Below are 25705 nucleotides of genomic sequence, written 5' to 3' on the forward strand. Positions count from 1 at the left end.
TCAAGCCCCCTTGGCCGCGGTACGGACCAGGACGAGGCCGCCGTTCGGACCGGGGACTGCGCCCTTGATGAGGAGCAGACCCTTCTCCGCGTCAACCGCGTGGATGGTCAGGTTCTGGGTGGTGACACGCTCGTTGCCCATGCGACCCGCCATGCGCATGCCCTTGAAGACACGGCCGGGGGTGGCACAGCCACCGATGGAGCCGGGCATACGGTGCACACGGTGGGCACCGTGGGACGCCTTGCCACCCTTGAAGTTGTGACGCTTCATCACACCGGCGAAGCCCTTGCCCTTGCTCTTGCCCGTGACGTCAACCTTGACGCCGGACTCGAACACTGCGGCAGTGACCTCCTGGCCCAGCGTGTACTCGCTGGCGTCAGGGGTGCGGAGCTCCACCAGGTGGCGGCGCGGGGTCACGTCGGCCTTGGCGAAGTGGCCCTTGAGGGGCTTGTTCACCTTGCGCGGGTCGATCTCGCCGAAGGCGATCTGGACCGACTCGTAGCCGTCGCTGTCGTTGGTGCGGACCTGGGTGACGACGCAGGGCCCGGCCTTGACGACGGTCACCGGGACGACCCGGTTGTTCTCGTCCCAGACCTGGGTCATGCCGAGCTTCTCGCCCAGGACGCCCTTAATGTTCTTAGCCATCTCGCGCGTCACCTCAGAGCTTGATCTCGATGTCGACGCCGGCCGGCAGGTCGAGACGCATCAGCGAGTCAACCGTCTTCGGCGTGGGGTCGAGGATGTCGATGAGGCGCTTGTGCGTGCGCATCTCGAAGTGCTCGCGCGAGTCCTTGTACTTGTGCGGCGACTTGATGACGCAGTACACGTTCTTCTCAGTGGGCAGCGGCACCGGGCCCGCGACCGACGCACCAGTGCGGGTCACCGTCTCGACGATCTTCTTCGCCGAGGAGTCGATGACCTCGTGGTCGTAGGCCTTGAGCCGGATGCGGATCTTCTGTCCCGCCATGGCTACTAGTAGTCCTGTCTCTCGTAACGCTCTGGAACCCGGGGGTTCTGGTAACTCCTCCTCCGACCCACGCGGTCGGGCGTGTCGCATCCCCTCTACGCAGATCTCCCGAAGGATTTCCCAACCAAGGGGGTGCGGGCCGTGGACCGCGCTGTGCTCAATCAAGAGCGTCGGAGGTGGAACACCCACCGGGTGCCTGGTCAGCGCCCCACTTACGCTTCCCGAAAGATTCCCGTACGTCCGGCCCTCATGGGGCCGACGAGTACTGTGGGACTCGCTTCCGGTCCTCCCGGCGGGAGGCGCGCAGCATTGACACTCAACCGAGCAACCTGGTCAGTGTGCCATACGCGACGGGAGCCTGGCCAATCCGGCCGAAGAGATTACCCCGCGGGTGTTGCGTGTCAAACCGCGGCTCACCCAACGCCCTGCGACGCGGCGGGGCGCCGGGAGAACAGCAGGAGGAATATCCGCTGGAACGCCTCTCCCCCACCCTGTGTGGGACGCGACCTCACTCAATCAGCGGCAGCGTTCCCTGGTGAGCACCGTCGCCCGGCGCCGGGACGCACGCGTCACCCACGCCGTGATGCTCGTCGACGAGGACGAGCTGACCCGGCGCAACGCTGGACGCGAGCACCCGGTGCGGCCCAGCTGCACCGCTTCGCCCCGCCGTACCCGGGCCAGGCGCACCGCACCTGGTACATCGGGGCGAGCGGGATGATCGAGGAGGAGGCACAGCCGTGCGCACCAGCGAGGAGATCTACCACCGGGTGCGCTGGGACGCGCGCTTCGACCCCACCCGCTTCGTCGTCGGCGTCAACCAGCGCGGGGCTCCGCCCGAGCGGGTCCCGCTGCCCATGTTCGTGCCGGGCGGCGACATCCCCTGGCACCGGGTGCTGTTCTTCGAGGCCGACGGCGAGGTCGTATGGGACCGGACCACGGGCGTCGACCGGATCGACGACACGGACGCCGGGCGGGTGCGGGAGGCACGCAGGCTGCGGGCGCCGTTCTTCGCCGCCCGCACGCCGTACGCCTGGGACGGCGCGGACTGGGTCCCTGCGCGGACGCCCCGGGGCGCCGGGCCCGCGGGACGGCTGCGCGTACTGACCTGGAACACCCTGTGGGACCGCTACGACGCCGACCGCATCGACACGGCCGCGCGCAGACCGCTGCTGATCGCCGCGCTCCGCGAGGCAGACGCCGACGTCATCGCGCTCCAGGAGGCCGAGCCGCAGCTGCTCACCCTGCTGCTGCGGGAGCCATGGGTGCGTGAGGGCTACACCCTGGGGACGGAACCGGCGGCGCGGGACGTCGACGCGTGCGGTCTGCTGCTGCTGAGCAGGCTGCCCGTGCGGGAGGCCGGTCACCACGAGCTCGGCCCGCACAAGGCGGTGGCGGCCCTCGTCGCGGAGACCGGCGCCGGGCCGGTCACAGTAGCCACGACCCACCTGAGCAGCGACCACTCGGAGAACGGCACACAGCGGCGCAACGCCGAACTGGCCCGGATCGCCGAGGGGCTGGCGTCCCTGGACGGTGACCTCGTCCTCATGGGCGACTTCAACGACGGCACCGACGCGCCGGGCACGACGCTCGGAATGCGCGACGCGTGGAGCGAGGTCCACGGTCCGGATGATGCGACACCGACGTTCGACCCGCGCGTCAATCCGCTGGCCTCCGTCGCCTCGCTGACCGGGCGTGCGTCCCGGCTGGACCGGGTACTGCTGCGCGCGGAGGGACTGCGGGTGCGGCACGCCGAACTCCGTGGCGACGTCCCCACGGCCGAGGGCCTGTACATCTCCGACCACTACGGCGTGCTGACCGAACTGGCCCCTGTGGACGCGGAGAGCGCCGAGGCCCTGGACGTGAAGCCCACGCCCCGTACGGCACTGGCATGGATTCCGCCGCAGGAGCTCTGGCCGCCGCTGCAGGCGATCCGGCGGGACCACGACCCGCAGATCCGCCGCTGGCCGCCGCACGTCAATCTGCTCTTCGGCTTCGTCCCCGAGTACGCATTCGAACAGGCCGCGCCGCTGCTCGCCGCCGCTGCCGCCGGGTGTGCGCCCTTCGACGCGCTGCTGGCCGGTGTGCAGTGGTTCGGGCACCGCGAGGGGGCCACGGTGTGGCTGGACCCGGCGGCCGGGGGCGGGGAACCGTGGGCCGGCCTGTGGGAGGAGCTCGTACGGCGGTTCCCCGCCTGCCGTGGCCACCACGGGGGATTCACCCCGCACCTCAGCCTGGGCCGGACCAGGGACCCGCACGCCCTGGCCGCCGAGTGCGGTTGGCGGCTCGATCCGATGCCGGTCCGGGTCCGGGAGCTGGCGCTGCTGTCGCGCCGCGGCGACGAGCCGATGCGGGTACGGGCGACGGTGGCGCTGGGAACGGGTGAGGTGCGCTGGGTACCGGACGCACAACCGGCCGACGAGCTCCTCGCGCCCGGGCACGGAAACCCCGGACACGGAAACCCCAGCCCGGCCTCGTGCGGCGCCCGACCGGTCGCGGACGCCACCGGTGTCGTACGCCGCGTCCGCGAGGCGCTGGCCGACGGGATCGTTCACGTCGCCGGCTCCCGGCGCATGGGCTGCGCCCTGCCGGGCGCGGATCTGGATCTGGTGGCGGCGCTGCCGGGCGATGCCGAACCGGCCGTTGTACGAGCCCGGTTGGCGGCGACGCTGCCGGACGCGGCGGACGTCCGGGAGGTGGCCGGAGCGCGGGTCCCCGGCCTGCGGGCGGACGTCGACGGCCTGCGCGTGAACCTGGTCGTGGTCCCCACCAGTCCGATGACCCCGGCGGATGCGATCGAGCGCCGAGCGGAGTTGGGCGAGGCGGCGGCGGTCGCCCTCAGCGCGGTGAGCGACGCGGAGGCGGTGCTCACCCTGGCGGGCGACCGGCAGGAGGCTTTCGCGCGACTGGCCCGGGAGGTCAAGGCGTGGGCGAAGGCACGCGGCCTGGACTCGGCGCCGTTCGGCGGACTTCCCGGCCTGGCATGGTCCGTCCTGGCGGCCCGTACGGTCCGCGAGGCGGATGACCTGTCGCCCGGCGGGCTGCTGCGGCACTTCTTCGCGACCTGGGCGGCCTGGGACTGGCGCGTGCCGGTGGGTACGGCAGGACCGCCGGCACCGGAACTGCCGGTCACGATCACGACTCCGTCGGAGCCCGTACGCTCCTGCACCGACCAGGTCACGCCGGGCATGCGCGACCTGCTCACCCAGGAGCTGTTCCGCGCCTGGGAGCTGCTGGAGACGGGCTCCCCCGGGCTGCTGTCGCCGCCGCCGCTGCACCGCCGCCACGCGGCCTGGGCGGTCGTGGCCGTACCCCCGGGACCGGATGAGGGCCGGGTGCGCGGCCGGATGCGCGCCCTGCTCGGCGACCTGTCGGACATGGCCCCCGAGTCCCACGCCTGGCCCCGCCCCTTCGGCACGGACCCGGTCCGCTACGCGATCGGCCTCGGTCCGGTCCCTCCGGACCGCGCACTGGTCGCAGGGGTCGCGGAGCGCCGACTGCGGGGACTCACCGGGGTCACGCTCACGCGCGTCGAAGGCGGGGACGTGCCGACCCTGCACTGACCGGGCCGGCCGGTCCGTCCCACGCGAGACGGTGTGGGAGGGGCCGAGCCCCGTGTCGCGGACCCCGGAGCCAGGTGCTTCGCCGCCCGTACCGCCGGAACGCGGCCACCCGTGCGCCTGCGGTACGGGCGGCCTTTCCCACGTAACGGGAACCCCACTTCTCCCGCCCACCGTGCCGCATCACCCGCAGGGGTGAACATCGCCCACTTCACCGGTGGGGTGCCGGGCGCGGTGCCCCGGGCGTACAGCGCCCTCACGGCGGCCGCGAACGGCCCTGAGAGAATCCGGCCATGTCCACGCTTACGAACCGGGGCTGGGCCCTGCGCCCCGCGGACCCCGCCGACGTCGAGCAGATGGCGGAGCTCCGGGCCGTTGTCATGCGCCCCGACCTGGAGCGCCTGGGCCGCTACGACGAGCATCGTGTGCGGCAGCGGCTGCGGGACATCTTCGCGCCGGAGCACACCTCCGTCGTGGTCGCCGACGGCGTGTTCGCCGGCTGCGTCACCCTGCGCCCGGTCGAGAGCGGCTGGTGGCTGGAGAACTTCTACCTCTCCCCCACCCTCCAGGGCCGTGGGATCGGCACTGCCGTCCTGCGCGGCCTGCTGGAACGCGCCGACGCCGCGGGCGCGGACGTCCGCCTGGACGTCCTCCAGGGCAGTGCCGCCCGTCAGCTGTACGAGCGCCACGGGTTCACCCTGGAGCGCGAGGACCCGATCGATGTCTTTATGGTGCGCCGGTCCGGCGTGTAGCCGCGACAAGCAACGCGACTGCTCCGATCCCCGTCTAATCTGCCGCGGGAAGCGGCACCGACCGGCCGCTTCGACAGGGTGAACGGACGGAGCACGGGGCGTGAGGGATCGATTCGGCCTGGGACGGGGCGGTGCCGGGGTGCGGCGGCGCAGCGTCGTGGCGGCCGCCGCCGCAGCCGCCCTGATGGGCGTGGGCGCCTGCTCCGTACCGGCTCCCCGGCGCAGTGACCCCATGGCGGATCCGGCGCCCGGAATGGTGATCGGCGACGCCCGGCAGTCCCTGCTGATGCAGATCCTCGCCCACCCGGACGACGACCTGTACTTCATGAACCCGGACACCCAGCAGGCTCTGGACGCCGGGACCCCGGTGGTCTGTGTGTACCTCACCGCCGGTGAGGCCGTCGGCCTCAACCGGATTCCCGGCGCGCCACGGCCCGCCGCCGACAAGGCGGCATACTCCTCCGCCCGGCACCAGGGGCTGCGCCAGTCGTACGCGATCCAGCTCGGGCTGCCGATGTTCACCGCCTGGCAGAAGTCCGTCATCGCGCCGGCGGACGGGCTCCGGGCCGAGATCAACACCCTGACGCACCATGGGCGCCGGGTCGAGCTGATCTTCCTCAATACGGCGATGCACACCGGCCGCGGCAGGCTGGGCCTGCCCAGCCTCTGGCACGACCGGGAGCTCGGCCTGCCCACCGTCGTCGCCGAGGGCTCGCCGCTGAAGCGGGTGGGCTGGTACACGTACGACAGGATGATCGGCGTCCTTGTCGGGCTCCTCGACCACTACCGGCCGACCCTCGTCCACACCATGGACCCGGACCCGGACATCCAGCACAGCACCGAGGCCCTCCGCCGCCGGGACAGCGAGCAGCCCGGCTACTCCGACCACCCCGACCACACCGCGACCGCCTCGTTCACCTGGGCGGCGCTGATCCGGTGGGTGGCCCGCGCCACCGGCGGCGGTGGGCCCGTGCCGCGGTTCGTCACCACGTCGTACCGCGGCTACTACAACCGGCACTGGCCGAAGAACCTGCCGTACCGCGTGCTGAAGGAGAAAGCGGCGCACCTCGTCCCGTACGGGGGCGAGGCCGACTGGCGGTGCGGGAACGTGGCGGGCTGCGGTGACTACAACGTGGGCGGCGACAGGCCGCTGACCAACCGCAAGGGCTGGGTCCGCTCCACCCATTACCGCTACCCGGGCCCCCGCCCGACCCTCGCCGCCGGAACGGACGGGCGGCTCACCGCGTACGGAGTCCTCGGGCTGCGGGCGGTGCGGTGGCGCGAGAGCGCACCCGGCAGCGGGGTCTGGGACGATCCCGACGATCTCGGCGGCGGACCGCTGGCACCGGTGCTCGGCGGGGCGACGACGGCGGACGGCAGGCAGCTGCTGTTCGGGCTGCGCTTCGCGGCGCTCGGTGGACACGGGGCGGCCGACGAGCGGGAGATCGTGCTCCTCGAACAGAGCTCCCCGGACGGCGCCTTCCGCGCCTGGCGGGGACTGGGCAACCCGGAGCGGGACGAGGACCGCGGCCGCAGGATCGGCGTCCCGGTGGCGGTGACGGCGTCCGACGGGCGGGTCCACCTCTTCGTGCGGAACGCGGACAAGGGCGTGAGCACGCGGGTGCGGGAACCGTCCGGGCGGTGGAGCGACTGGCGGGACACGGGCGGCGGCGAGGTCCAGGACGGACTGAGCGCCGTGGTGGACGGACAGGGCCTGGTCCATGTGTTCGCCGCCGGGCATCACACAGTGCACCACTGGACGCAGGAGACACCCGGAGCCGAGCTGACCGCCCATCCGCAGATCGACGGGGCGCCGGTGCCGGGCGACGGGGCGGCCGCGCAGGTCGTCGCGGACGGGTCCGTGGAGCTGCTGTACCGGGCGGCGGCGCGGGCCGCACTGACGGTCGTACGCGCGGGGGCGGCGGAGGAACGCACCGACTTCGACGGGTACGGGCCGGTGACCGTGGCCGGTTCGCCCTTCGGCCAGGTGCTGCTGGGCCGCAACGAGAAGGGCCGGATCCAGCTCCGTACCGGTGCCGGGCTGTCCGTACGCACGCGGGGAGCGGTGGCGCTCGACGGTCCCGCGCTGTACGCGGAAGGCGTGGGGCGCCCGGCGGTGGTGGGGCTGGGGCCGGACGCCCGCCCCTGGTTCTGGCGCCCGTGACGCCGCGCCGGGACATGGCGAAGGGCCCCGGACCACCGCTTGCGCGGCGGGCCGGGGCCCTTCTTGGTGCTCTGTGCGGAGCTACCAGGTCAGACAGTCAGGTAATTACTTGACGATCTTGGTGACCTGGCCGGCGCCCACGGTCCGGCCACCCTCACGGATGGCGAACTTCAGGCCCTCTTCCATGGCGACCGGCTGGATCAGCACGACGTTCATGACGGTGTTGTCGCCCGGCATGACCATCTCGGTGCCCTCGGGGAGGGTCACAACGCCCGTTACGTCCGTGGTACGGAAGTAGAACTGCGGGCGGTAGTTGTTGAAGAACGGGGTGTGACGGCCACCCTCGTCCTTCGACAGGATGTAGGCCTGGGCCTCGAACTCGGTGTGCGGCGTGACCGAACCGGGCTTGATGATGACCTGGCCGCGCTCGACGTCCTCGCGCTTGATGCCACGGAGGAGCAGACCGACGTTCTCACCGGCCTGGCCCTCGTCGAGCAGCTTGCGGAACATCTCGATGCCGGTGACCGTGGTGGTGGTCTTCTCCTGCTTGATACCGACGATGTCGACGGTCTCGTTGACCTTCAGGACACCACGCTCGATACGACCGGTGACGACGGTGCCACGACCGGTGATCGTGAAGACGTCCTCGATCGGCATCAGGAACGGCTTGTCGACGTCGCGCTCGGGCTGCGGGATCGACTCGTCGACGGCCTTCATCAGGTCGAGGACGGTCTGGCCCCACTCCTTGTCGCCCTCAAGAGCCTTGAGCGCCGAGACCTTGACGACCGGCAGGTCGTCGCCCGGGAACTCGTACTCGGAGAGGAGCTCACGGACCTCGAGCTCGACGAGCTCCAGGATCTCCTCGTCGTCCACCATGTCGGCCTTGTTCAGGGCGACGACGATGTACGGAACGCCGACCTGGCGGGCCAGGAGCACGTGCTCCTTGGTCTGCGGCATCGGGCCGTCGGTGGCGGCGACCACGAGGATGGCGCCGTCCATCTGCGCGGCACCCGTGATCATGTTCTTGATGTAGTCGGCGTGACCCGGGCAGTCGACGTGCGCGTAGTGACGCGACTCCGTCTGGTACTCGACGTGCGCGATCGAGATCGTGATACCGCGCTGGCGCTCCTCAGGAGCCTTGTCGATCTGGTCGAAGGCCGAGGCCTCGTTCAGGTCCGGGTACGCGTCGTGCAGCACCTTGGTAATGGCGGCCGTGAGGGTCGTCTTACCGTGGTCAATGTGACCGATGGTGCCGATGTTGACGTGCGGCTTAGTCCGCTCGAACTTCGCCTTCGCCACTGGGTCCTCCTGTGGAGTGGTTCTGTACGCCTTGCTTCATCGGCGCCAGGTGATCTTTGCTGGGATGCCGGGGCCGGGGGCATTCACCGCATTGCTTGCGCTCTGCGACGAATGCCCCACCAGGCTCCGGTGACAAGCCTAAAGCGTGAGCTCGGGAGAGTTACTCGCCCTTGGCCTTCGCGATGATCTCCTCGGCGACGTTCCGCGGAACCTCGGCGTAGGAGTCGAACTGCATCGAGTAGCTTGCGCGACCCGAGGTCTTGCTGCGGAGGTCTCCGACGTAGCCGAACATCTCCGAGAGGGGCACGAGGCCCTTCACGACGCGAGCGCCGCTGCGCTCCTCCATGGCCTGGATCTGGCCACGGCGGGAGTTGAGGTCGCCGATCACATCACCCATGTAGTCCTCGGGCGTGGTGACCTCGACGGCCATCATCGGCTCGAGAAGCACGGGGGACGCCTTGCGGGCACCCTCCTTGAACGCCTGCGAACCGGCGATCTTGAAGGCGAGCTCGGAGGAGTCGACCTCGTGGTAACCACCGTCGAGAAGGGTGACGCGGACGCCGACCATCTCGTAACCGGCCAGGATGCCGAACTGCATGGCTTCCTGAGCACCCGCGTCCACCGAGGGAATGTACTCACGGGGGATGCGGCCACCGGTGACCTTGTTGACGAACTCGTAGGACGCGTCGCCACCCTCGATGGGCTCAAGGGCGATCTGCACCTTCGCGAACTGGCCGGTACCACCAGTCTGCTTCTTGTGCGTGTAGTCGATGCGCTCGACGGCCTTGCGGATCGTCTCGCGGTACGCGACCTGCGGCTTGCCGACGTTCGCCTCGACGCGGAACTCGCGCTTCATGCGGTCGACGAGCACCTCGAGGTGAAGCTCGCCCATACCACCGATGATGGTCTGGCCGGTCTCCTCGTCGGAGTGCACCTGGAAGGACGGGTCCTCCTCGGAGAGGCGCTGGATGGCGACACCCAGCTTCTCCTGGTCACCCTTGGACTTGGGCTCGATGGCGACCTGAATGACCGGCGCCGGGAAGTCCATGGACTCCAGGATCACCGGGTTCTTGTCGTCACACAGCGTCTCACCGGTGGTGGTCTGCTTCAGGCCCATGACGGCGATGATGTCACCGGCGCCCACCGACGCGATCTCCTCACGCTTGTTCGCGTGCATACGGTAGATCTTGCCGATGCGCTCCTTCTTGCCCTTGACCGAGTTCAGCACCGCGGTGCCGGCCTCGAGGCGACCGGAGTAGATCCGGACGAAGGTGAGCTTGCCGAGGTGCGGGTCGCTCGCGATCTTGAACGCCAGGCCGGAGAACGGCTCGTCGTCCGAGGGCTTGCGCTTGACGACAACCTCGGGGTCCTTGACGTCGTGGCCCTCGATGGCCTCGACGTCCAGGGGGGAAGGCAGGTAGCGGACGACCGCGTCGAGCAGGGGCTGGACACCCTTGTTCTTGAACGCCGTGCCACAGAACACCGGGGTGACGGTGACGGAGCCCGCGCCGCCCTTCGATGCGAGGGTGATCCGACGGATCGCCTCGTGCAGCTGCTCCTCGGTGGGCTCGACGCCCTCCAGGTACAGCTCCATCATCTGGTCGTCGTTCTCGGAGACGGCCTCGAGCAGCTTGCCGCGCCACTCCTGAGCTGCCTCGATGTGGGTGTCCGGGATGTCGACGGTGTCGTACATCTCGCCCTTGGCGGCCTCTTCCGGCCACACAAAGGCCTTCATCGACACGAGGTCGACGACGCCCTTGAAGTCGGCCTCGGCGCCGATGGGGAGCTGCATGACGAGCGGGACCGCACCGAGGCGGTCGACGATCATGTCGACGCAGCGGTGGAACTCGGCACCCGTGCGGTCGAGCTTGTTGACGAAGCAGATACGCGGCACGCCGTAGCGGTCCGCCTGACGCCAGACAGTCTCGGACTGGGGCTCGACGCCCGCCACACCGTCGAACACGGTGACAGCGCCGTCGAGGACGCGGAGCGAACGCTCCACCTCGACGGTGAAGTCGACGTGACCCGGGGTGTCGATGATGTTGATGGTGTGGTCAACATCATTGAGCGGCCAGTGGCAGGTCGTCGCGGCGGACGTGATCGTGATGCCGCGCTCCTGCTCCTGCTCCATCCAGTCCATCGTGGCTGCGCCGTCGTGGACTTCACCGATCTTGTAAGAAACACCGGTGTAGAAGAGGATCCGCTCAGTGGTGGTCGTCTTGCCCGCGTCGATGTGGGCCATGATCCCAATGTTGCGGACCTTGGCCAGGTCAAGCGAAGTGGTGGCCATAAGGCTCAATCTTCTCTCGGTCTCGATGTGGGTAGCGACTACCAGCGGTAGTGCGCGAAGGCCTTGTTGGACTCGGCCATCTTGTGGGTGTCCTCGCGCTTCTTGACAGCAGCGCCAAGACCGTTGGAGGCGTCGAGCAGCTCGTTCATGAGGCGCTCGGTCATCGTCTTCTCGCGGCGGGCGCGGGAGTAACCCACGACCCAGCGCAGCGCGAGGGTGGCGGCGCGACCGGGCTTGACCTCGATCGGCACCTGGTAGGTGGCGCCACCGACACGGCGGGACTTGACCTCGAGCGAGGGCTTGACGTTCTCAAGCGCGCGCTTCAGCGTGATGACCGGGTCGTTGCCGGTCTTCTCGCGGAGGCCTTCCATGGCGCCGTACACGATCCGCTCGGCAGTGGAACGCTTGCCGTTGAGCAGGATCTTGTTGATCAGCGAGGTGACAAGAGGAGAACCGTAGACCGGGTCGATGATGACCGGGCGCTTCGGGGCGGGGCCCTTACGAGGCATTCTTACTTCTCCTTCTTGGCGCCGTAGCGGCTGCGGGCCTGCTTGCGGTTCTTGACACCCTGGGTGTCAAGGGAGCCGCGGATGATCTTGTAACGAACACCCGGCAGGTCCTTCACACGGCCACCACGCACGAGCACGATGGAGTGCTCCTGCAGGTTGTGTCCCTCACCCGGGATGTAGGCCGTGACCTCGATACCGGAGGTCAGACGCACACGCGCGACCTTACGGAGGGCCGAGTTCGGCTTCTTCGGGGTGGTCGTGAACACACGCGTGCAGACGCCGCGGCGCTGGGGCGAACCCTCAAGCGCGGGCGTCTTGTTCTTCTCGACCTTGTCCTGCCGGCCCTTCCGGACCAGCTGCTGGATCGTAGGCACTACTTCTCCGGTTTCTGTGTGCCGTTCGTGAAACTAACCTGGAACGTCACCGACCCACGCGGTCGGGTGTGTCGAATACTGCGGACTCCCGCCCGAGGGCAGAAGGGACACAGATCGCGGTGGCCACTGACGGACTCGCCGTGCGGTTGAGGACACGCACACGAGCCCAGGCACACCCCAGGCACAAGGTCTGAGCGTACCTACCTCACGGACTCCGGTCAAAACAAATGCTGTCCGCCGGGACACGCAGGACAGAGCGTTGCGCCCCGTTCACCACCTGGTGCAAACCAGTCGTTCCCCGCACATGCCTCAGTCACTTTCATCAGCCTCACGTGCTCACCGGCCGACGCGGCGCACCCCACGACGCCCCGGGCCCGCCCTGTGCACACCGTCACACCCCTTGTACCTCATCTGTCCTCACGGCAGTGGGCCTCCTGCCGCACGGCGTCCCGCCGAGACGCAGAGCCGCCCTTGTGAGCCGCACGATTCTGCTGCTCGACATCGAGAAGTGCGGCAACCGGGACGACGTGGGGCAGACCCATCTCGACGCCTTCGGCATCGCGTCGCCGCAGCACAGGCGCCGACCGGGGCGACGCCGTGATGGAGCTGACCGACACCGACGCGTCGGTGGCCGGGCTGCTGAGGGCCCTGCTCACCGAGGTGCTTGTCCGGTGACGGGCGGCCAACCGGCTCGCCGCGAGCTCGGCGCAGATCCGGCTGCGGGGCGTGGTCGCCACCGGCTACGTCGCGATCGACGGCCACGGCTGGGTCGGATCCGACCTCGGCCACGCCGAACTCCTCGGGGAGGCGCTGCGGCAGCGCCCGGACGACTTCGCGCGCTGCGTGCCGGAGCAGGTGCACGCCGGAATCGTGCGCCACGGTCACCCCGGTGTCCCCCGGAGTAGTTCCACCGCGCGGCGGCCGGGCACGTCGTCGGGGTCACCCGGTTCGCCCCGGAGCAGCTGCCGAGCGCCCAGCCGGCCGCCGCGCTCGGCTTCGCGCCGATGCTCGCCGAAGTTCTGCACACCATGCACCTGGGTGAGGGCCAGGACGCCCCGGCTGCACCACCTGCGGCCCCGTCTGCAGCCCGGACGCCGACCCCACGCACGCCGAAGGGCGGCCACCCCGTACGCAACGGGGTGACCGCCCTTCAGTCGTTCAGACCTTCGAACGACTCGCTTACTGGTTGTACGGACCGTAGTCGTAGTCCTCCAGCGGAACGGCCTGGCCGGAGCCCGTGCCGAACGGCGAGTAGTCGATGTCGTCGTAGCCGACGGCCGAGTACATCGCGGCCTTGGCCTCCTCGGTCGGCTCGACCCGGATGTTGCGGTAGCGGGCCAGACCCGTACCGGCCGGGATGAGCTTACCGATGATGACGTTCTCCTTGAGGCCGATCAGGGAGTCCGACTTGGCGTTGATCGCCGCGTCGGTCAGAACCCTGGTCGTCTCCTGGAAGGACGCCGCCGACAGCCACGACTCGGTGGCGAGCGAGGCCTTGGTGATACCCATCAGCTGCGGACGGCCGGAGGCGGGGTGACCGCCCTCGGTGACCACACGACGGTTCTCGGTCTCGAACTTCGACCGCTCGACCAGCTCGCCCGGCAGCAGCTCCGCGTCGCCGGACTCGATGATCGTCACGCGGCGCAGCATCTGCCGGATGATGATCTCGATGTGCTTGTCGTGGATCGACACGCCCTGCGAGTTGTACACCTTCTGGACTTCGCCGACCAGGTGGACCTGGACCGCGCGCTGACCGAGGATGCGCAGCACGTCGTGCGGGTTGGTGGCACCCACGGTGAGCTTCTGGCCCACCTCGACGTGGTCGCCCTCGCCCACGAGCAGACGGGCACGCTTCGAGATCGGGAACGGCGTCTCGTCGCTGCCGTCGTCCGGGGTGACGACGATCTTCTTGGTCTTCTCGGTCTCCTCGATACGGATGCGGCCGGCCGCCTCCGAGATCGGGGCGACACCCTTGGGCGTACGGGCTTCGAAGAGCTCGACGACACGGGGCAGACCCTGGGTGATGTCGTCACCGGCCACACCACCGGTGTGGAAGGTACGCATCGTCAGCTGGGTACCGGGCTCACCGATGGACTGGGCGGCGATGATGCCGACCGCCTCACCGATGTCGACCAGCTTGCCGGTGGCGAGCGAGCGTCCGTAGCAGAAGGCACAGGTGCCGACCGCGGACTCACAGGTCAGGACCGAACGGGTCTTGACCTCCTCGACGCCGGCGCCCACCAGGGCGTCGATCAGGACGTCACCGAGGTCGACGTTGGCAGGCGCGATGACCTTGCCGTCGACGACGACGTCCTCGGCGAGCATGCGGGCGTAGACCGAGGTCTCGACGTCCTCCGTCTTGCGGAGCACACCGTCCGCACCCTTGACGGCGATCTTCAGCTTGAGGCCACGGTCGGTGCCGCAGTCCTCCTCGCGAATGATCACGTCCTGCGAGACGTCCACCAGACGACGGGTCAGGTAACCCGAGTCGGCGGTACGCAGGGCGGTGTCCGCCAGACCCTTACGGGCACCGTGCGTGGAGATGAAGTACTCCAGAACGGTGAGGCCCTCACGGAAGGACGCCTTGATCGGACGCGGGATGGTCTCGTTCTTGGCGTTGGACACCAGACCACGCATACCGGCGATCTGACGCATCTGCATCATGTTTCCTCGGGCACCCGAGTCAACCATCATGAAGATGGGGTTCGTCCGCGGGAAGTTCGCGTTCATCGCCTCGGCAACCTCGTTGGTCGCCTTGGTCCAGATCGCGATGAGCTCCTGCGTGCGCTCGTCCTTGGTGATCAGACCGCGCTCGTACTGCTTCTGGACCTTCTCGTCCTGAGCCTCGTAACCCGCGACGATGGCCTTCTTGGCCTCGGGCACGACGACGTCGGAGATGGCCACGGTGACACCCGAGCGGGTCGCCCAGTGGAAACCGGCCGCCTTCAGGTTGTCGAGCGTCGCCGCCACGATGACCTTGGGGTAGCGCTCGGCCAGGTCGTTGACGATCTCGGAGAGCTGCTTCTTGCCCACCGAGTAGTCGACGAACGGGTAGTCCTCGGGCAGCAGCTCGTTGAAGAGCGCGCGGCCCAGGGAGGTACGCAGCCGGAACGTGTCGCCCTGCTGGTACTCCTGCTCGCCCTCCTCGGCGACCGGCGGCACCCAGCTACGCGGCGGGATGGTGCCCACCGGGAAGCGGATGTCGACCTGCGCCTGGAGCGACAGCTCGCCGGCGTCGAAGGCCATGATCGCCTCGGCCGTGGAACCGAAGGAACGGCCCTGGCCGATGACCTTGCGCTCCTCCTCGTCCGTGGTGAGGAAGAACAGGCCCAGCACCATGTCCTGGGTCGGCATGGTGACGGGACGACCGTCGGCCGGCTTCAGGATGTTGTTCGAGGACAGCATCAGGATGCGGGCCTCGGCCTGCGCCTCCGCGGAGAGCGGCAGGTGCACGGCCATCTGGTCACCGTCGAAGTCCGCGTTGAACGCGGTGCAGACGAGCGGGTGGATCTGGATGGCCTTGCCCTCGACCAGCTGCGGCTCGAAGGCCTGGATGCCGAGGCGGTGCAGGGTGGGTGCACGGTTCAGCAGCACCGGGTGCTCGGCGATGACCTCTTCGAGGACGTCGTACACCACGGTGCGGCCGCGCTCGACCATGCGCTTGGCCGACTTGATGTTCTGCGCGTGGTTCAGGTCGACCAGGCGCTTCATCACGAACGGCTTGAAGAGCTCCAGCGCCATCGCCTTCGGCAGACCGCACTGGTGCAGCTTCAGCTGCGGACCGACGACGATCACGGAACGCGCGGAGTAGTCCACACGCTTACCGAGAAGGTTCTGACGGAAACGACCCTGCTTGCCCTTGAGCATGTCGCTCAGGGACTTCAGCGGGCGGTTGCCCGGACCGGTGACCGGGCGCCCACGGCGGCCGTTGTCGAACAGCGCGTCGACGGCCTCCTGCAGCATCCGCTTCTCGTTGTTCACGATGATCTCGGGGGCACCGAGGTCAAGGAGACGCTTGAGGCGGTTGTTGCGGTTGATCACACGGCGGTACAGGTCGTTCAGGTCGGAGGTCGCGAAGCGGCCACCGTCCAGCTGCACCATCGGACGCAGGTCCGGCGGGATGACCGGCACGCAGTCGAGCACCATGCCCTTGGGGCTGTTGCTGGTCTGCAGGAACGCGGAGACGACCTTGAGGCGCTTGAGCGCACGGGTCTTCTTCTGGCCCTTGCCGGTACGGATGATCTCGCGGAGGCGCTCGGCCTCCTCGTCGAGGTCGAAGGACTCCAGGCGCTTCTGCAGGGCAGCGGCACCCATGGAGCCGTCGAAGTACGTGCCGAAGCGGTCACGCAGTTCGCGGTAGAGCAGCTCGTCGCCCTCGAGGTCCTGGACCTTGAGGTTCTTGAAGCGGTTCCACACCTCGTCGAGACGGTCGATCTCGCGCTGCGCACGGTCGCGCAGCTGCTTCATCTCACGCTCGGCACCTTCGCGCACCTTGCGGCGCACATCGGCCTTGGCGCCCTCGGCCTCGAGCTCGGCCAGGTCGGTCTCGAGCTTCTTGGCGCGGGCCTCCAGGTCGGAGTCGCGACGGTTCTCGACCTGCTGACGCTCGACGGAGACGTGCGCCTCCAGCGAGGGCAGGTCACGCGTACGGCGCTCCTCGTCCACGAACGTGATCATGTACGCGGCGAAGTAGATGACCTTTTCGAGGTCCTTCGGCGCGAGATCAAGCAGGTAGCCGAGGCGTGACGGGACGCCCTTGAAGTACCAGATGTGGGTGACGGGAGCGGCAAGCTCGATGTGGCCCATGCGCTCACGACGCACCTTGGCGCGCGTGACCTCCACGCCACAACGCTCACAGATGATGCCCTTGAAGCGGACACGCTTGTACTTGCCGCAGTAGCACTCCCAGTCCCGGGTCGGACCGAAGATCTTCTCGCAGAAGAGTCCGTCCTTCTCGGGCTTGAGCGTGCGGTAGTTGATGGTCTCCGGCTTCTTCACTTCGCCGTGCGACCAGGTCCGGATGTCGTCCGCGGTGGCAAGGCCGATCCGCAGCTCGTCGAAGAAGTTGACGTCGAGCACTTGTCGTCAATCCCTCTTTCGGGGTCGAGTCTCAATCAATGGTCTGAACGGGTCCGGGGCAGGGCCGGGGCCTCATGAGCGAGGCCCCGGCCAGACCCGTCAGACCTCTTCGACGCTGCTCGGCTCGCGCCGGGACAGGTCGATACCGAGCTCCTCCGCCGCGCGGAAGACGTCCTCGTCCGTGTCGCGCATCTCGATGGACATGCCGTCCGAGGAGAGCACCTCCACGTTGAGGCAGAGCGACTGCATTTCCTTGATGAGCACCTTGAAGGACTCGGGGATGCCCGGCTCGGGGATGTTCTCGCCCTTGACGATGGCCTCGTAGACCTTCACGCGGCCGGTCACGTCGTCGGACTTGATCGTCAGCAGCTCCTGGAGGGCGTAAGCGGCGCCATAAGCCTCCAGCGCCCACACCTCCATCTCACCGAAGCGCTGTCCACCGAACTGAGCCTTACCACCCAGCGGCTGCTGGGTGATCATGGAGTACGGACCCGTCGAGCGAGCGTGCAGCTTGTCGTCGACGAGGTGGTGGAGTTTGAGGATGTACATGTACCCGACCGAAACCGGGTCAGGGAACGGCTCACCGGAGCGGCCGTCGAACAGCTTGGCCTTGCCGGAGGGCTGGACCAGGCGGTCGCCGTCGCGGTTCGGGATCGTGGCCTCGAAGAGACCGGAGATCTCGTCCTCGCGCGCACCGTCGAAGACGGGCGTGGCGACGTTGGTGCCGGGGGCGACCTGGTCGGCGCCGATGGCCTGCAGGCGCTTGGCCCACTCGTCACCGAGGCCGGAGACGTCCCAGCCGCGGCTGGCGAGCCAGCCGAGGTGGATCTCCAGGACCTGTCCCGGGTTCATTCGGGACGGGACACCCAGCGGGTTGAGGATGATGTCGACCGGGGTGCCGTCCTCCAGGAACGGCATGTCCTCGATCGGGAGGATCTTCGAGATGACGCCCTTGTTGCCGTGACGGCCGGCGAGCTTGTCACCATCGGTGATCTTGCGCTTCTGCGCGACGTAGACGCGGACCAGCTGGTTCACGCCCGGCGGCAGCTCGTCGCCCTCTTCGCGGTCGAAGACGCGGACGCCGATGACCTTGCCGATCTCACCGTGCGGCACCTTCAGCGAGGTGTCGCGCACCTCGCGCGCCTTCTCACCGAAGATCGCGCGGAGCAGGCGCTCCTCGGGGGTCAGCTCGGTCTCACCCTTGGGCGTGACCTTGCCGACGAGGATGTCACCGGCGACGACCTCGGCACCGATACGGATGATGCCGCGCTCGTCGAGGTCGGCGAGGACCTCTTCGGAGACGTTCGGGATGTCCCGGGTGATCTCCTCCGGGCCGAGCTTGGTGTCACGGGCGTCGACCTCGTGCTCCTCGATGTGGATCGAGGAGAGGACGTCGTCCTGCACGAGGCGCTGCGACAGGATGATCGCGTCCTCGTAGTTGTGACCCTCCCACGGCATGAACGCCACGAGCAGGTTCTTGCCGAGCGCCATCTCACCGTTCTCGGTGGCCGGCCCGTCGGCGAGGACCTGGCCCTCGATGACCCGGTCGCCCTCGGAGACGACGACCTTCTGGTTGACCGAGGTGCCCTGGTTGGAGCGCGAGAACTTGGCGATGCGGTACGTGGTGTACGTGCCGTCGTCGTTGGTGACGGTGATGTAGTCCGCGGAGACCTCCTGGACCACACCGTCCTTCTCGGCCTTCAGGACGTCACCGGCGTCGGTGGCGCAGCGGTACTCCATGCCCGTGCCGACGAGCGGAGCCTCCGACTTAATCAGCGGCACCGCCTGACGCATCATGTTCGCGCCCATGAGGGCACGGTTGGCGTCGTCGTGCTCCAGGAAGGGGATCATCGCGGTGGCGACGGACACCATCTGGCGCGGCGAGACGTCCATGTAGTCGACGTCGTCGCCCGGGATGTAGTCGACCTCTCCGCCACGACGGCGGACCAGGACGCGGGGCTCGGTGAACCGCATGTCCTCGGAGAGCGTCGCGTTCGCCTGGGCGATCACGAAGCGGTCTTCCTCGTCAGCGGTGATGTAGTCGACCTCGTCGGTGACCTGGCCGTCGACGACCTTGCGGTACGGCGTCTCGATGAAGCCGAACGCGTTGACACGTCCGTACGAGGCGAGCGAACCGATCAGACCGATGTTCGGGCCTTCAGGGGTCTCGATCGGGCACATGCGTCCGTAGTGGGACGGGTGCACGTCACGGACCTCGAAGCCGGCCCGCTCACGGGAGAGACCACCCGGGCCGAGCGCCGACAGACGGCGCTTGTGGGTGAGACCCGACAGCGGGTTGTTCTGGTCCATGAACTGCGACAGCTGGCTGGTGCCGAAGAACTCCTTGATGGAGGCGACGACCGGCCGGATGTTGATCAGGGTCTGCGGCGTGATCGCCTCGACGTCCTGAGTCGTCATGCGCTCACGCACGACGCGCTCCATACGGGCGAGACCCGTACGGACCTGGTTCTGGATGAGCTCGCCGACGTTGCGCAGACGACGGTTGCCGAAGTGGTCGATGTCGTCGGTCTCGACGACGATCGTCCGGCCGGACTCGCCGACCGTCTCGGTCTCCCCGGCGTGCAGCTTGACCAGGTACTTGATGGTCGCGATGACGTCGTCGGTGGTGAGCACCCCGGCGTCCAGCGGCTCATCTGCGCCGAGCTTCTTGTTCACCTTGTAGCGTCCGACCTTCGCGAGGTCGTAGCGCTTCGGGTTGAAGTAGAGGTTCTCGAGCAGCGTCTGAGCAGCCTCGCGGGTGGGCGGCTCGCCCGGGCGCAGCTTGCGGTAGATGTCGAGCAGCGCGTCGTCCTGGCCCTGGGTGTGGTCCTTCTCCAGGGTGGCACGCATGGACTCGTACTCGCCGAACTCCTCGAGGATCTGCTCGGTGGTCCAACCGAGAGCCTTCAGGAGAACGGTCACGGACTGCTTGCGCTTGCGGTCGATGCGGACACCGACCATGTCGCGCTTGTCGATCTCCATCTCGAGCCAGGCACCCCGGGACGGGATGATCTTGGCGGAGAAGATGTCCTTGTCGGACGTCTTGTCGATGGAGGAGTCGAAGTAGACACCCGGCGAGCGGACGAGCTGCGACACGACGACACGCTCGGTGCCGTTGATGACGAAGGTGCCCTTGTTGGTCATGAGCGGGAAGTCGCCCATGAAGACCGTCTGGGACTTGATCTCGCCGGTCTCGTTGTTGGTGAACTCGGCCGTGACGAAGAGCGGGGCGGCGAACGTGAAGTCGCGCTCCTTGCACTCGTCGATCGAGTTCTTCGGGGGCTCGAAGCGGTGGTCGCGGAACGTAAGCGACATCGACCCGGAGAAGTCCTCGATCGGTGAAATCTCCTCGAAGATTTCCTCCAGGCCGGACTTGGTGGGGACGTCTTGTCCACTGTCCAGAGCAGCCTCGACGCGAGCCTTCCAGGCGGCATTGCCGAGGAGCCAGTCAAAGCTCTCGGTCTGCAGCGCGAGGAGGTTCGGAACCTCGAGGGGCTCCTTGATCTTTGCAAAAGAGATGCGCAGCGGGGCGGTGCTGGCACCGTTGTTCGTATTCGCGGTCGAGGCGTTGCGCGAGGCGGCCAAGAGGGGGTCCTTCCGAGGGCTCGGACTCACTACGCGCGTACCGGTCCCAAGTTGGACACGGAGACAGAAATCCCAGGTCAGGGAGGATCGGCCATCGGTGCTCCAGCGTGGGCATGCCCCTGGTGACGGGCAGGAGGCAGCTAACAGGCAGCGCAAAGGGTCAGTGTAGCCAAACGGCACACTGATGTCCAGTCCGGGTTCTCAGAGACCCTTGTAGCTCGCAACAGCTGTTCTCAACACCTTTGAATCGCCCTCGCGCGGAACGCGCTCTTCTTTACTGCCCTCTTCGTCACCGATCCATGCCTCGGATTCGGATCGATGTGACGACGCGTCCTGAGAATTGCGCGCCACGTGCGGTTCGTCAAGGCCCCCCTGCCAGGACAGAGCCCCCGAGACCGTCACCCGCCGCCCCTCGGCATCGGCCGACGGCCCCGAGAGGCGTACGGCGAAGATCACCATACTCGTCAACCACGGAAGAGCAAGGCAACCGTCTCGGGTACGCCGAAGGGCGACCACCCGTATGGGTGGTCGCCCTTGGCGATGTGACGTCCGTGCCGTGCGGCACGAGCAGTCCAGACGAGTCAGAAGACTCGCAGGGTCACTTGACCTCGACCGAGGCGCCAGCGGCCTTGAGGGACTCGGCAGCCTTCTCGGCGGCCTCCTTCGCGACCTTCTCGAGGACCGGCTTCGGGGTGCCGTCGACGAGGTCCTTGGCCTCCTTCAGACCCAGGGAGGTCAGCTCACGCACGACCTTGATGACCTGGATCTTCTTCTCGCCGGCGCCGGTGAGGATGACGTCGAACTCGTCCTGCTCCTCGACGGCCTCGGCGGCGGCGGCAGCGCCACCGGCGGCGGCAACGGCGACCGGAGCGGCAGCCTTGACGTCGAACTTCTCCTCGAACGCCTTGACGAACTCGGAGAGCTCGATGAGGGTCAGGGTCTCGAACTGCTCGAGCAGCTCGTCCTGGGACAGCTTCGCCATGATGGCGTCCTTCCACTAAGTCGGCAGGTGCCGGGTGTATATGAAGGCGGGCGTACGGGCCCGCTGCGAGCCGTGGGGCGGAGTGTTACTCCGCCACCTCGGCGTCGGCGGGAGCCGGCGTACCGGCACCGCCCTGCTCGACCTTGGCGCGAAGGGCGTCCGCAGTGCGAACGAACTCCGACAGCGGGGCCTGGAACGTCGCCGCGGCCTTGGCCATCGACGCCTTGATTCCACCGGCCACCTTGGCGAGCAGAACCTCGCGGGACTCGAGGTCCGCAAGCTTCTTGATCTCATCGGCGGACAGCGCCTTACCGTCAAGGACACCGCCCTTGATGATGAGGTTCGGGTTGTCCTTGGCGAAGTCACGAAGACCCTTCGCCGACTCCACCGGGTCACCGGTGACGAAGGCAACCGCCGTCGGGCCTGCGAACAGGTCGTCCAGCGTGTCGATCCCGGCCTCGTTGGCCGCAATCTTGGTCAGCGTGTTCTTCACCACGGCGTACTGGGCGTTCTCACCGAGCGAACGGCGCAGCTCCTTGAGCTGTGCCACGGTGAGACCCCGGTACTCGGTCAGCACAGCGGCGTTCGAGCTGCGGAACTGGTCCGCGAGCTCGGCTACCGCGGCAGCCTTGTCGGGCCTTGCCATGAGCGTCGGCCTCCTTCCGGGTGATGAGGACCGCTCAGAAGGGGCCGGGAAAGACGAAACGCCCCGGCACAAGTGCCAGGGCGCAGCTCGACCGGACTGAGTCCGGGAGCTTTCCACAGTCACCTGCGCAGGTCGTCCGCACTCAACGGATCCTTCGGTCACTGCTCCCTCTTGCGAGAGCGCAGCAACGACCAGCGGTCTTTGGCTTCTGTAGGAGAGTACGCGACCGGGGTCGCGCCGAGCAAATCCGTCCCGGTTGGGGCGGTGCGGGAGGTTTAAGACGCGCCCGCGGTACTGGTCCTCATGTCCGTTCCACGCCCCGTTGCGCTGTCGCCCGGTACCGGCGCGGGGCCGGGCAGCTGCTCGTGCGTACGGACACGAGGACGGGCCCCGCACCTCGAAAGGTTGCGGGGCCCGTCAATGTCACACGTGACACGGCTTTCGTTCGAGCGCGGAGGCTCAGACGGCGGCCGGGTCCTCCTCGACGAGGAGGTTACGGGTGCGGTTGGCGTCCAGCGGGATGCCGGGGCCCATCGTGGTGGCCAGGGTGGCCTTCTTGATGTAGCGGCCCTTGGCGGCGGACGGCTTCAGGCGGAGGATCTCCTCCAGCGCCGCGGCGTAGTTCTCGACCAGCTTCGTGTCATCGAAGGAGACCTTGCCGATGATGAAGTGCAGGTTCGAGTGCTTGTCGACGCGGAACTCGATCTTGCCGCCCTTGATGTCGTTGACAGCCTTCGCGACATCGGGGGTGACCGTACCGGTCTTCGGGTTCGGCATCAGACCACGCGGACCGAGCACGCGGCCGAGACGGCCGACCTTGCCCATGAGGTCCGGAGTGGCGACGACGGCGTCGAAGTCCAGACGGCCCTTCGCCACCTCGTCGATGAGCTCGTCGGCGCCGACGATGTCGGCGCCCGCGGCTTCCGCGGCCGCAGCACGGTCACCGGTCGCGAAGACCAGGACCCGGGCGGTCTTGCCGGTGCCGTGCGGGAGGTTCACGGTGCCACGGACCATCTGGTCGGCCTTGCGCGGGTCTACACCCAGGCAGAACGCGACCTCGACGGTGCCGTCGAACTTCGTGGTGGCGGTGTCCTTGGCGAGACGGACGGCCTCGAGGGGGGCGTAGTTCCGCTCCCGGTCGACCTTGGCGTCCGCAGCGCGGAGGTTCTTGCTGCGCTTCACTTCTGCTCCTGTGGTTTCAGGTGTGGAGGCGTGGTACGGGCCAGCGCTTGGCCCTGCCACTGAAGGACTACGGGGCTGATCAGCCCTCGACCGTGATGCCCATCGAACGGGCGGTGCCGGCGATGATCTTCGACGCGGCGTCCAGGTCGTTGGCGTTCAGGTCGGGCAGCTTGACCGTGGCGATCTCGCGGACCTGGGCGCTCGTGAGCTTCGCGACCTTGGTCTTGTGCGGCTCGCCGGAGCCCTTGTCCACACCTGCGGCCTTGAGGATGAGCTTGGCAGCCGGCGGGGTCTTCGTCACGAAGGTGAAGGAGCGGTCCTCGTAGACCGTGATCTCCACCGGCACGACCATGCCACGCTGCGACTCGGTCGCGGCGTTGTAGGCCTTGCAGAACTCCATGATGTTGACACCGTGCTGGCCGAGCGCGGGGCCGACCGGCGGGGCCGGGTTGGCCGCACCGGCGTTGATCTGGAGCTTGATAAGCCCCGTGACCTTCTTCTTCTTGGGAGGCATTGCTCTCTCCGGGTCCTAGTGAGAGTTTTTCGCCGTTATCCGGTCATCCGGATGCAGGCATACCGCACAACGATAACGGGTATAGCTGCGCGACCAAAAACCGAGCAGGTCAGAGAAGCTGCGAAGCCTCTCTGACCTGCTCGGGTAGGCATGTGTCCAGGAGTCGGCGGAAACCGCTAGTTCTTCTGGATCTGGTCGAAGCTGAGCTCGACCGGGGTCTCGCGGCCGAAGATCTCGACGAGACCCTTGACCTTCTTCGAGTCGGCGTTGATCTCGTTGATCGTCGCCTGCAGCGTCGCGAACGGGCCGTCGGTGACGGTGACGGAGTCGCCCACCTCGAAGTCCAGCACCTGGACCTCGACCTTGCGGGAAGGAACCGGCTTGCCCTCGGCCTCCGCGGCCTCGCGGGCGGCCTTCTCCTCGGCCTCCGGGGCGAGCATCTTGACGATCTCGTCCAGGGTCAGCGGGTACGGGTCGTAGGCGTTGCCCACGAAGCCGGTCACGCCGGGCGTGTTGCGGACGACGCCCCAGGACTCGTTCGTCAGGTCCATGCGCACCAGGACATAACCCGGGAGCTTGTTCTGACGGACGTTCTTCCGCTCGCCGTTCTTGATCTGGACGATCTCTTCCTCGGGCACCTCGGCCTGGTAGATGAACTCCTCGACGTTGAGCGAGACGGCGCGCTGCTCCAGGTTGGCCTTCACACGCTTCTCGTAACCGGCGTAGGTGTGGATGACGTACCACTCACCGGGGAGACCGCGGAGCTCGTCACGGAGCGCGGTGACGGCGTCGACGGGAGCGGCCGGCTCGGCCTCTTCCTCGGCCTCCTCGTCGCCCTCGGACGCGCTGTCCTCGTCCTCGGAATCGGTCTCGTCCTCGGAGTCGGCCTCGACGTGCAGGGCGGCCTGCTCGGCGGGCTCGCCCGCGGCGGCCTCGCCGGCTTCGGCCTGGTCCGGCTCCACAGCGTCCGCCGCCTCGACGATCTCGAACTCGTCCTCGGCGGACTCGACGTCGCCCGCCGTCGCGTCGACGGCGTCGTTCAGGTTCGGGTCAGACACGGTGGCTGCTTCTTCCTGGATACAAATGGGTGGAACATGCGAAAGGGGCGCCCTTGGGGCGCCCTCCGCGGGATCAGCCGAAGACGTACTTGATGACCCGCTGGAACCCGAAGTCAATCACGGTCACAAGACCGATCATGACGACGACGAAGACAATCACCACGGATGTGTACGTCGTGAGCTGGTTGCGAGTCGGCCAGACAACCTTGCGCAACTCGGCGATGATCTGGCGGTAGAACAGCGCGAGACGGCCCAGGGGGCCCTTCTTGCCGCGCTTGCCGCCCTTCCGAGTCTTCTTCTTCGACTCGGGCACTTCATCCTCAGCATCAGGCATGTCGATGGAGCCCACGGCGTCCGTCACGCTTCTCACCTGATTCCGGGTCATGGCCGTGCCGCGCCCGGTGGAGCCGCACGGCGGTGCATTGAAGTACGTACATGCGCACACATCCTGGCGAAGGAGTGTGTAGCAGGGCCGGAGGGACTTGAACCCCCAACCGCTGGTTTTGGAGACCAGTGCTCTACCAATTGAGCTACGACCCTTTGTGGTTTCCACCAACCTACCGCATCTTTCCCGGTACCCCGGGTGCAGCAACGGTGCGGCTGGTGAAGGCCAACGACAGGTGAGTGTACGTGCTCAGCGGCCCGGCGTCGAACAGACCGCTCCCGACAACTCGCGGCCGCATGTTGTCCGCATGCTGTCCGAGTCCTGTCCGGTCCCTGAAACCCGTGTGCCGACCGGGATCGGGG

General features: G+C 67.8%; 19 protein-coding genes, 1 tRNA gene and 1 pseudogene. 4 read left to right on the plus strand and 17 right to left on the minus strand.

Translation table 11 applies throughout. The features are described 5' to 3' along the window. Complete coding sequence (gene rplC, locus OG395_RS24375; protein WP_030914132.1) at positions 1-645, minus strand: 50S ribosomal protein L3; 645 nt, start codon at positions 643-645, stop codon at positions 1-3. A 13-nt stretch (positions 646-658) separates the two neighbouring features. Next, a complete protein-coding gene (gene rpsJ, locus OG395_RS24380; RefSeq protein ID WP_003948644.1) occupies positions 659-967 on the minus strand; it encodes a 30S ribosomal protein S10 in 309 nt (102 codons plus the stop codon). A gap of 433 nt (positions 968-1400) precedes the next feature. On the opposite strand from rpsJ, the pseudogene OG395_RS24385 reads away from it, so the two are divergent. The 4 genes and pseudogenes from OG395_RS24385 to OG395_RS24400 form a co-directional block, all read left to right on the plus strand. Beyond that, a pseudogene (locus OG395_RS24385) lies at positions 1401-1699 on the plus strand (AAA family ATPase); the annotation flags it as partial. A 5-nt stretch (positions 1700-1704) separates the two neighbouring features. Continuing rightward, a complete protein-coding gene (locus OG395_RS24390) occupies positions 1705-4527 on the plus strand; it encodes a poly(A) polymerase (RefSeq protein ID WP_327244841.1) in 2823 nt (940 codons plus the stop codon). Between the two features lie 290 nt (positions 4528-4817). Beyond that, a complete protein-coding gene (locus OG395_RS24395) occupies positions 4818-5276 on the plus strand; it encodes a GNAT family N-acetyltransferase (RefSeq protein WP_327244842.1) in 459 nt (152 codons plus the stop codon). 184 nt (positions 5277-5460) lie between these two features. After that, a complete protein-coding gene (locus OG395_RS24400; RefSeq protein WP_327249442.1) occupies positions 5461-7440 on the plus strand; it encodes a PIG-L family deacetylase in 1980 nt (659 codons plus the stop codon). 105 nt (positions 7441-7545) lie between these two features. Here the strand turns inward: OG395_RS24400 and tuf are convergent, their stop codons facing one another. From tuf to OG395_RS24475, 15 genes are all read right to left on the minus strand, one after another. Further along, positions 7546-8739 (minus strand): elongation factor Tu, encoded by a 1194-nt coding sequence (gene tuf / locus OG395_RS24405; protein WP_266358734.1) that lies wholly within the window; start codon positions 8737-8739, stop codon positions 7546-7548. Between the two features lie 160 nt (positions 8740-8899). Continuing rightward, positions 8900-11029 carry an elongation factor G gene (gene fusA / locus OG395_RS24410; RefSeq protein ID WP_327244843.1) on the minus strand — a complete coding sequence of 710 codons (2130 nt, stop codon included), beginning with the start codon at positions 11027-11029 and terminating at the stop codon, positions 8900-8902. A gap of 38 nt (positions 11030-11067) precedes the next feature. Next, positions 11068-11538, minus strand: coding sequence for a 30S ribosomal protein S7 (rpsG, locus tag OG395_RS24415; RefSeq protein WP_030977935.1), 471 nt, complete (start codon positions 11536-11538; stop codon positions 11068-11070). 2 nt (positions 11539-11540) lie between these two features. Beyond that, entirely contained in the window at positions 11541-11912 is a 372-nt protein-coding gene (rpsL, locus tag OG395_RS24420) for a 30S ribosomal protein S12 (RefSeq protein WP_003948652.1), read from the minus strand. A gap of 407 nt (positions 11913-12319) precedes the next feature. Beyond that, positions 12320-12649 carry a hypothetical protein gene (locus tag OG395_RS24425; RefSeq protein WP_327244844.1) on the minus strand — a complete coding sequence of 110 codons (330 nt, stop codon included), beginning with the start codon at positions 12647-12649 and terminating at the stop codon, positions 12320-12322. Between the two features lie 144 nt (positions 12650-12793). Beyond that, positions 12794-12937: a hypothetical protein gene (locus OG395_RS24430; RefSeq protein ID WP_327244845.1), complete on the minus strand. Its 144-nt coding sequence runs from the start codon at positions 12935-12937 to the stop codon at positions 12794-12796. Positions 12938-13091: 154 nt separating this feature from the next. Then, positions 13092-16991 carry a DNA-directed RNA polymerase subunit beta' gene (locus OG395_RS24435; protein WP_327244846.1) on the minus strand — a complete coding sequence of 1300 codons (3900 nt, stop codon included), beginning with the start codon at positions 16989-16991 and terminating at the stop codon, positions 13092-13094. A 99-nt stretch (positions 16992-17090) separates the two neighbouring features. After that, positions 17091-20576, minus strand: coding sequence for a DNA-directed RNA polymerase subunit beta (gene rpoB, locus OG395_RS24440; protein WP_327244847.1), 3486 nt, complete (start codon positions 20574-20576; stop codon positions 17091-17093). A gap of 598 nt (positions 20577-21174) precedes the next feature. Next, positions 21175-21558 (minus strand): 50S ribosomal protein L7/L12, encoded by a 384-nt coding sequence (gene rplL / locus OG395_RS24445; protein ID WP_030914109.1) that lies wholly within the window; start codon positions 21556-21558, stop codon positions 21175-21177. An 85-nt stretch (positions 21559-21643) separates the two neighbouring features. Then, positions 21644-22204 (minus strand): 50S ribosomal protein L10, encoded by a 561-nt coding sequence (gene rplJ / locus OG395_RS24450; RefSeq protein ID WP_037687992.1) that lies wholly within the window; start codon positions 22202-22204, stop codon positions 21644-21646. Positions 22205-22663: 459 nt separating this feature from the next. Next, entirely contained in the window at positions 22664-23386 is a 723-nt protein-coding gene (gene rplA, locus OG395_RS24455; RefSeq protein ID WP_037687990.1) for a 50S ribosomal protein L1, read from the minus strand. A gap of 79 nt (positions 23387-23465) precedes the next feature. Next, the gene (rplK, locus tag OG395_RS24460; protein ID WP_030914099.1) at positions 23466-23900 is read right to left on the minus strand and encodes a 50S ribosomal protein L11; all 435 of its coding nucleotides are present in this window, start codon (positions 23898-23900) and stop codon (positions 23466-23468) included. Between the two features lie 176 nt (positions 23901-24076). Beyond that, positions 24077-24958: a transcription termination/antitermination protein NusG gene (nusG, locus tag OG395_RS24465; RefSeq protein WP_327244848.1), complete on the minus strand. Its 882-nt coding sequence runs from the start codon at positions 24956-24958 to the stop codon at positions 24077-24079. 73 nt (positions 24959-25031) lie between these two features. After that, positions 25032-25319: a preprotein translocase subunit SecE gene (gene secE / locus OG395_RS24470; protein ID WP_037687986.1), complete on the minus strand. Its 288-nt coding sequence runs from the start codon at positions 25317-25319 to the stop codon at positions 25032-25034. Between the two features lie 106 nt (positions 25320-25425). Continuing rightward, a tRNA-Trp gene (locus OG395_RS24475) sits at positions 25426-25498 on the minus strand. Positions 25499-25705 lie beyond the last annotated feature (207 nt).

Source organism: Streptomyces sp. NBC_01320, from assembly GCF_035974375.1.
GTDB classification, from domain to species: domain Bacteria; phylum Actinomycetota; class Actinomycetes; order Streptomycetales; family Streptomycetaceae; genus Streptomyces; species Streptomyces yanii.

Excerpts from the sequence above, each read along its gene's own strand:
- rplC (WP_030914132.1), bottom strand. The coding sequence starts at position 645 with ATGGCTAAGAACATTAAGGGCGTCCTGGGCGAGAAGCTCGGCATGACC.
- rpsJ (WP_003948644.1), bottom strand. The coding sequence starts at position 967 with ATGGCGGGACAGAAGATCCGCATCCGGCTCAAGGCCTACGACCACGAG.
- OG395_RS24395 (WP_327244842.1), top strand. The coding sequence starts at position 4,818 with ATGTCCACGCTTACGAACCGGGGCTGGGCCCTGCGCCCCGCGGACCCC.
- OG395_RS24400 (WP_327249442.1), top strand. The coding sequence starts at position 5,461 with ATGGGCGTGGGCGCCTGCTCCGTACCGGCTCCCCGGCGCAGTGACCCC.
- fusA (WP_327244843.1), bottom strand. The coding sequence starts at position 11,029 with ATGGCCACCACTTCGCTTGACCTGGCCAAGGTCCGCAACATTGGGATC.
- rpsG (WP_030977935.1), bottom strand. The coding sequence starts at position 11,538 with ATGCCTCGTAAGGGCCCCGCCCCGAAGCGCCCGGTCATCATCGACCCG.
- rplL (WP_030914109.1), bottom strand. The coding sequence starts at position 21,558 with ATGGCGAAGCTGTCCCAGGACGAGCTGCTCGAGCAGTTCGAGACCCTG.
- rplJ (WP_037687992.1), bottom strand. The coding sequence starts at position 22,204 with ATGGCAAGGCCCGACAAGGCTGCCGCGGTAGCCGAGCTCGCGGACCAG.
- rplK (WP_030914099.1), bottom strand. The coding sequence starts at position 23,900 with ATGCCTCCCAAGAAGAAGAAGGTCACGGGGCTTATCAAGCTCCAGATC.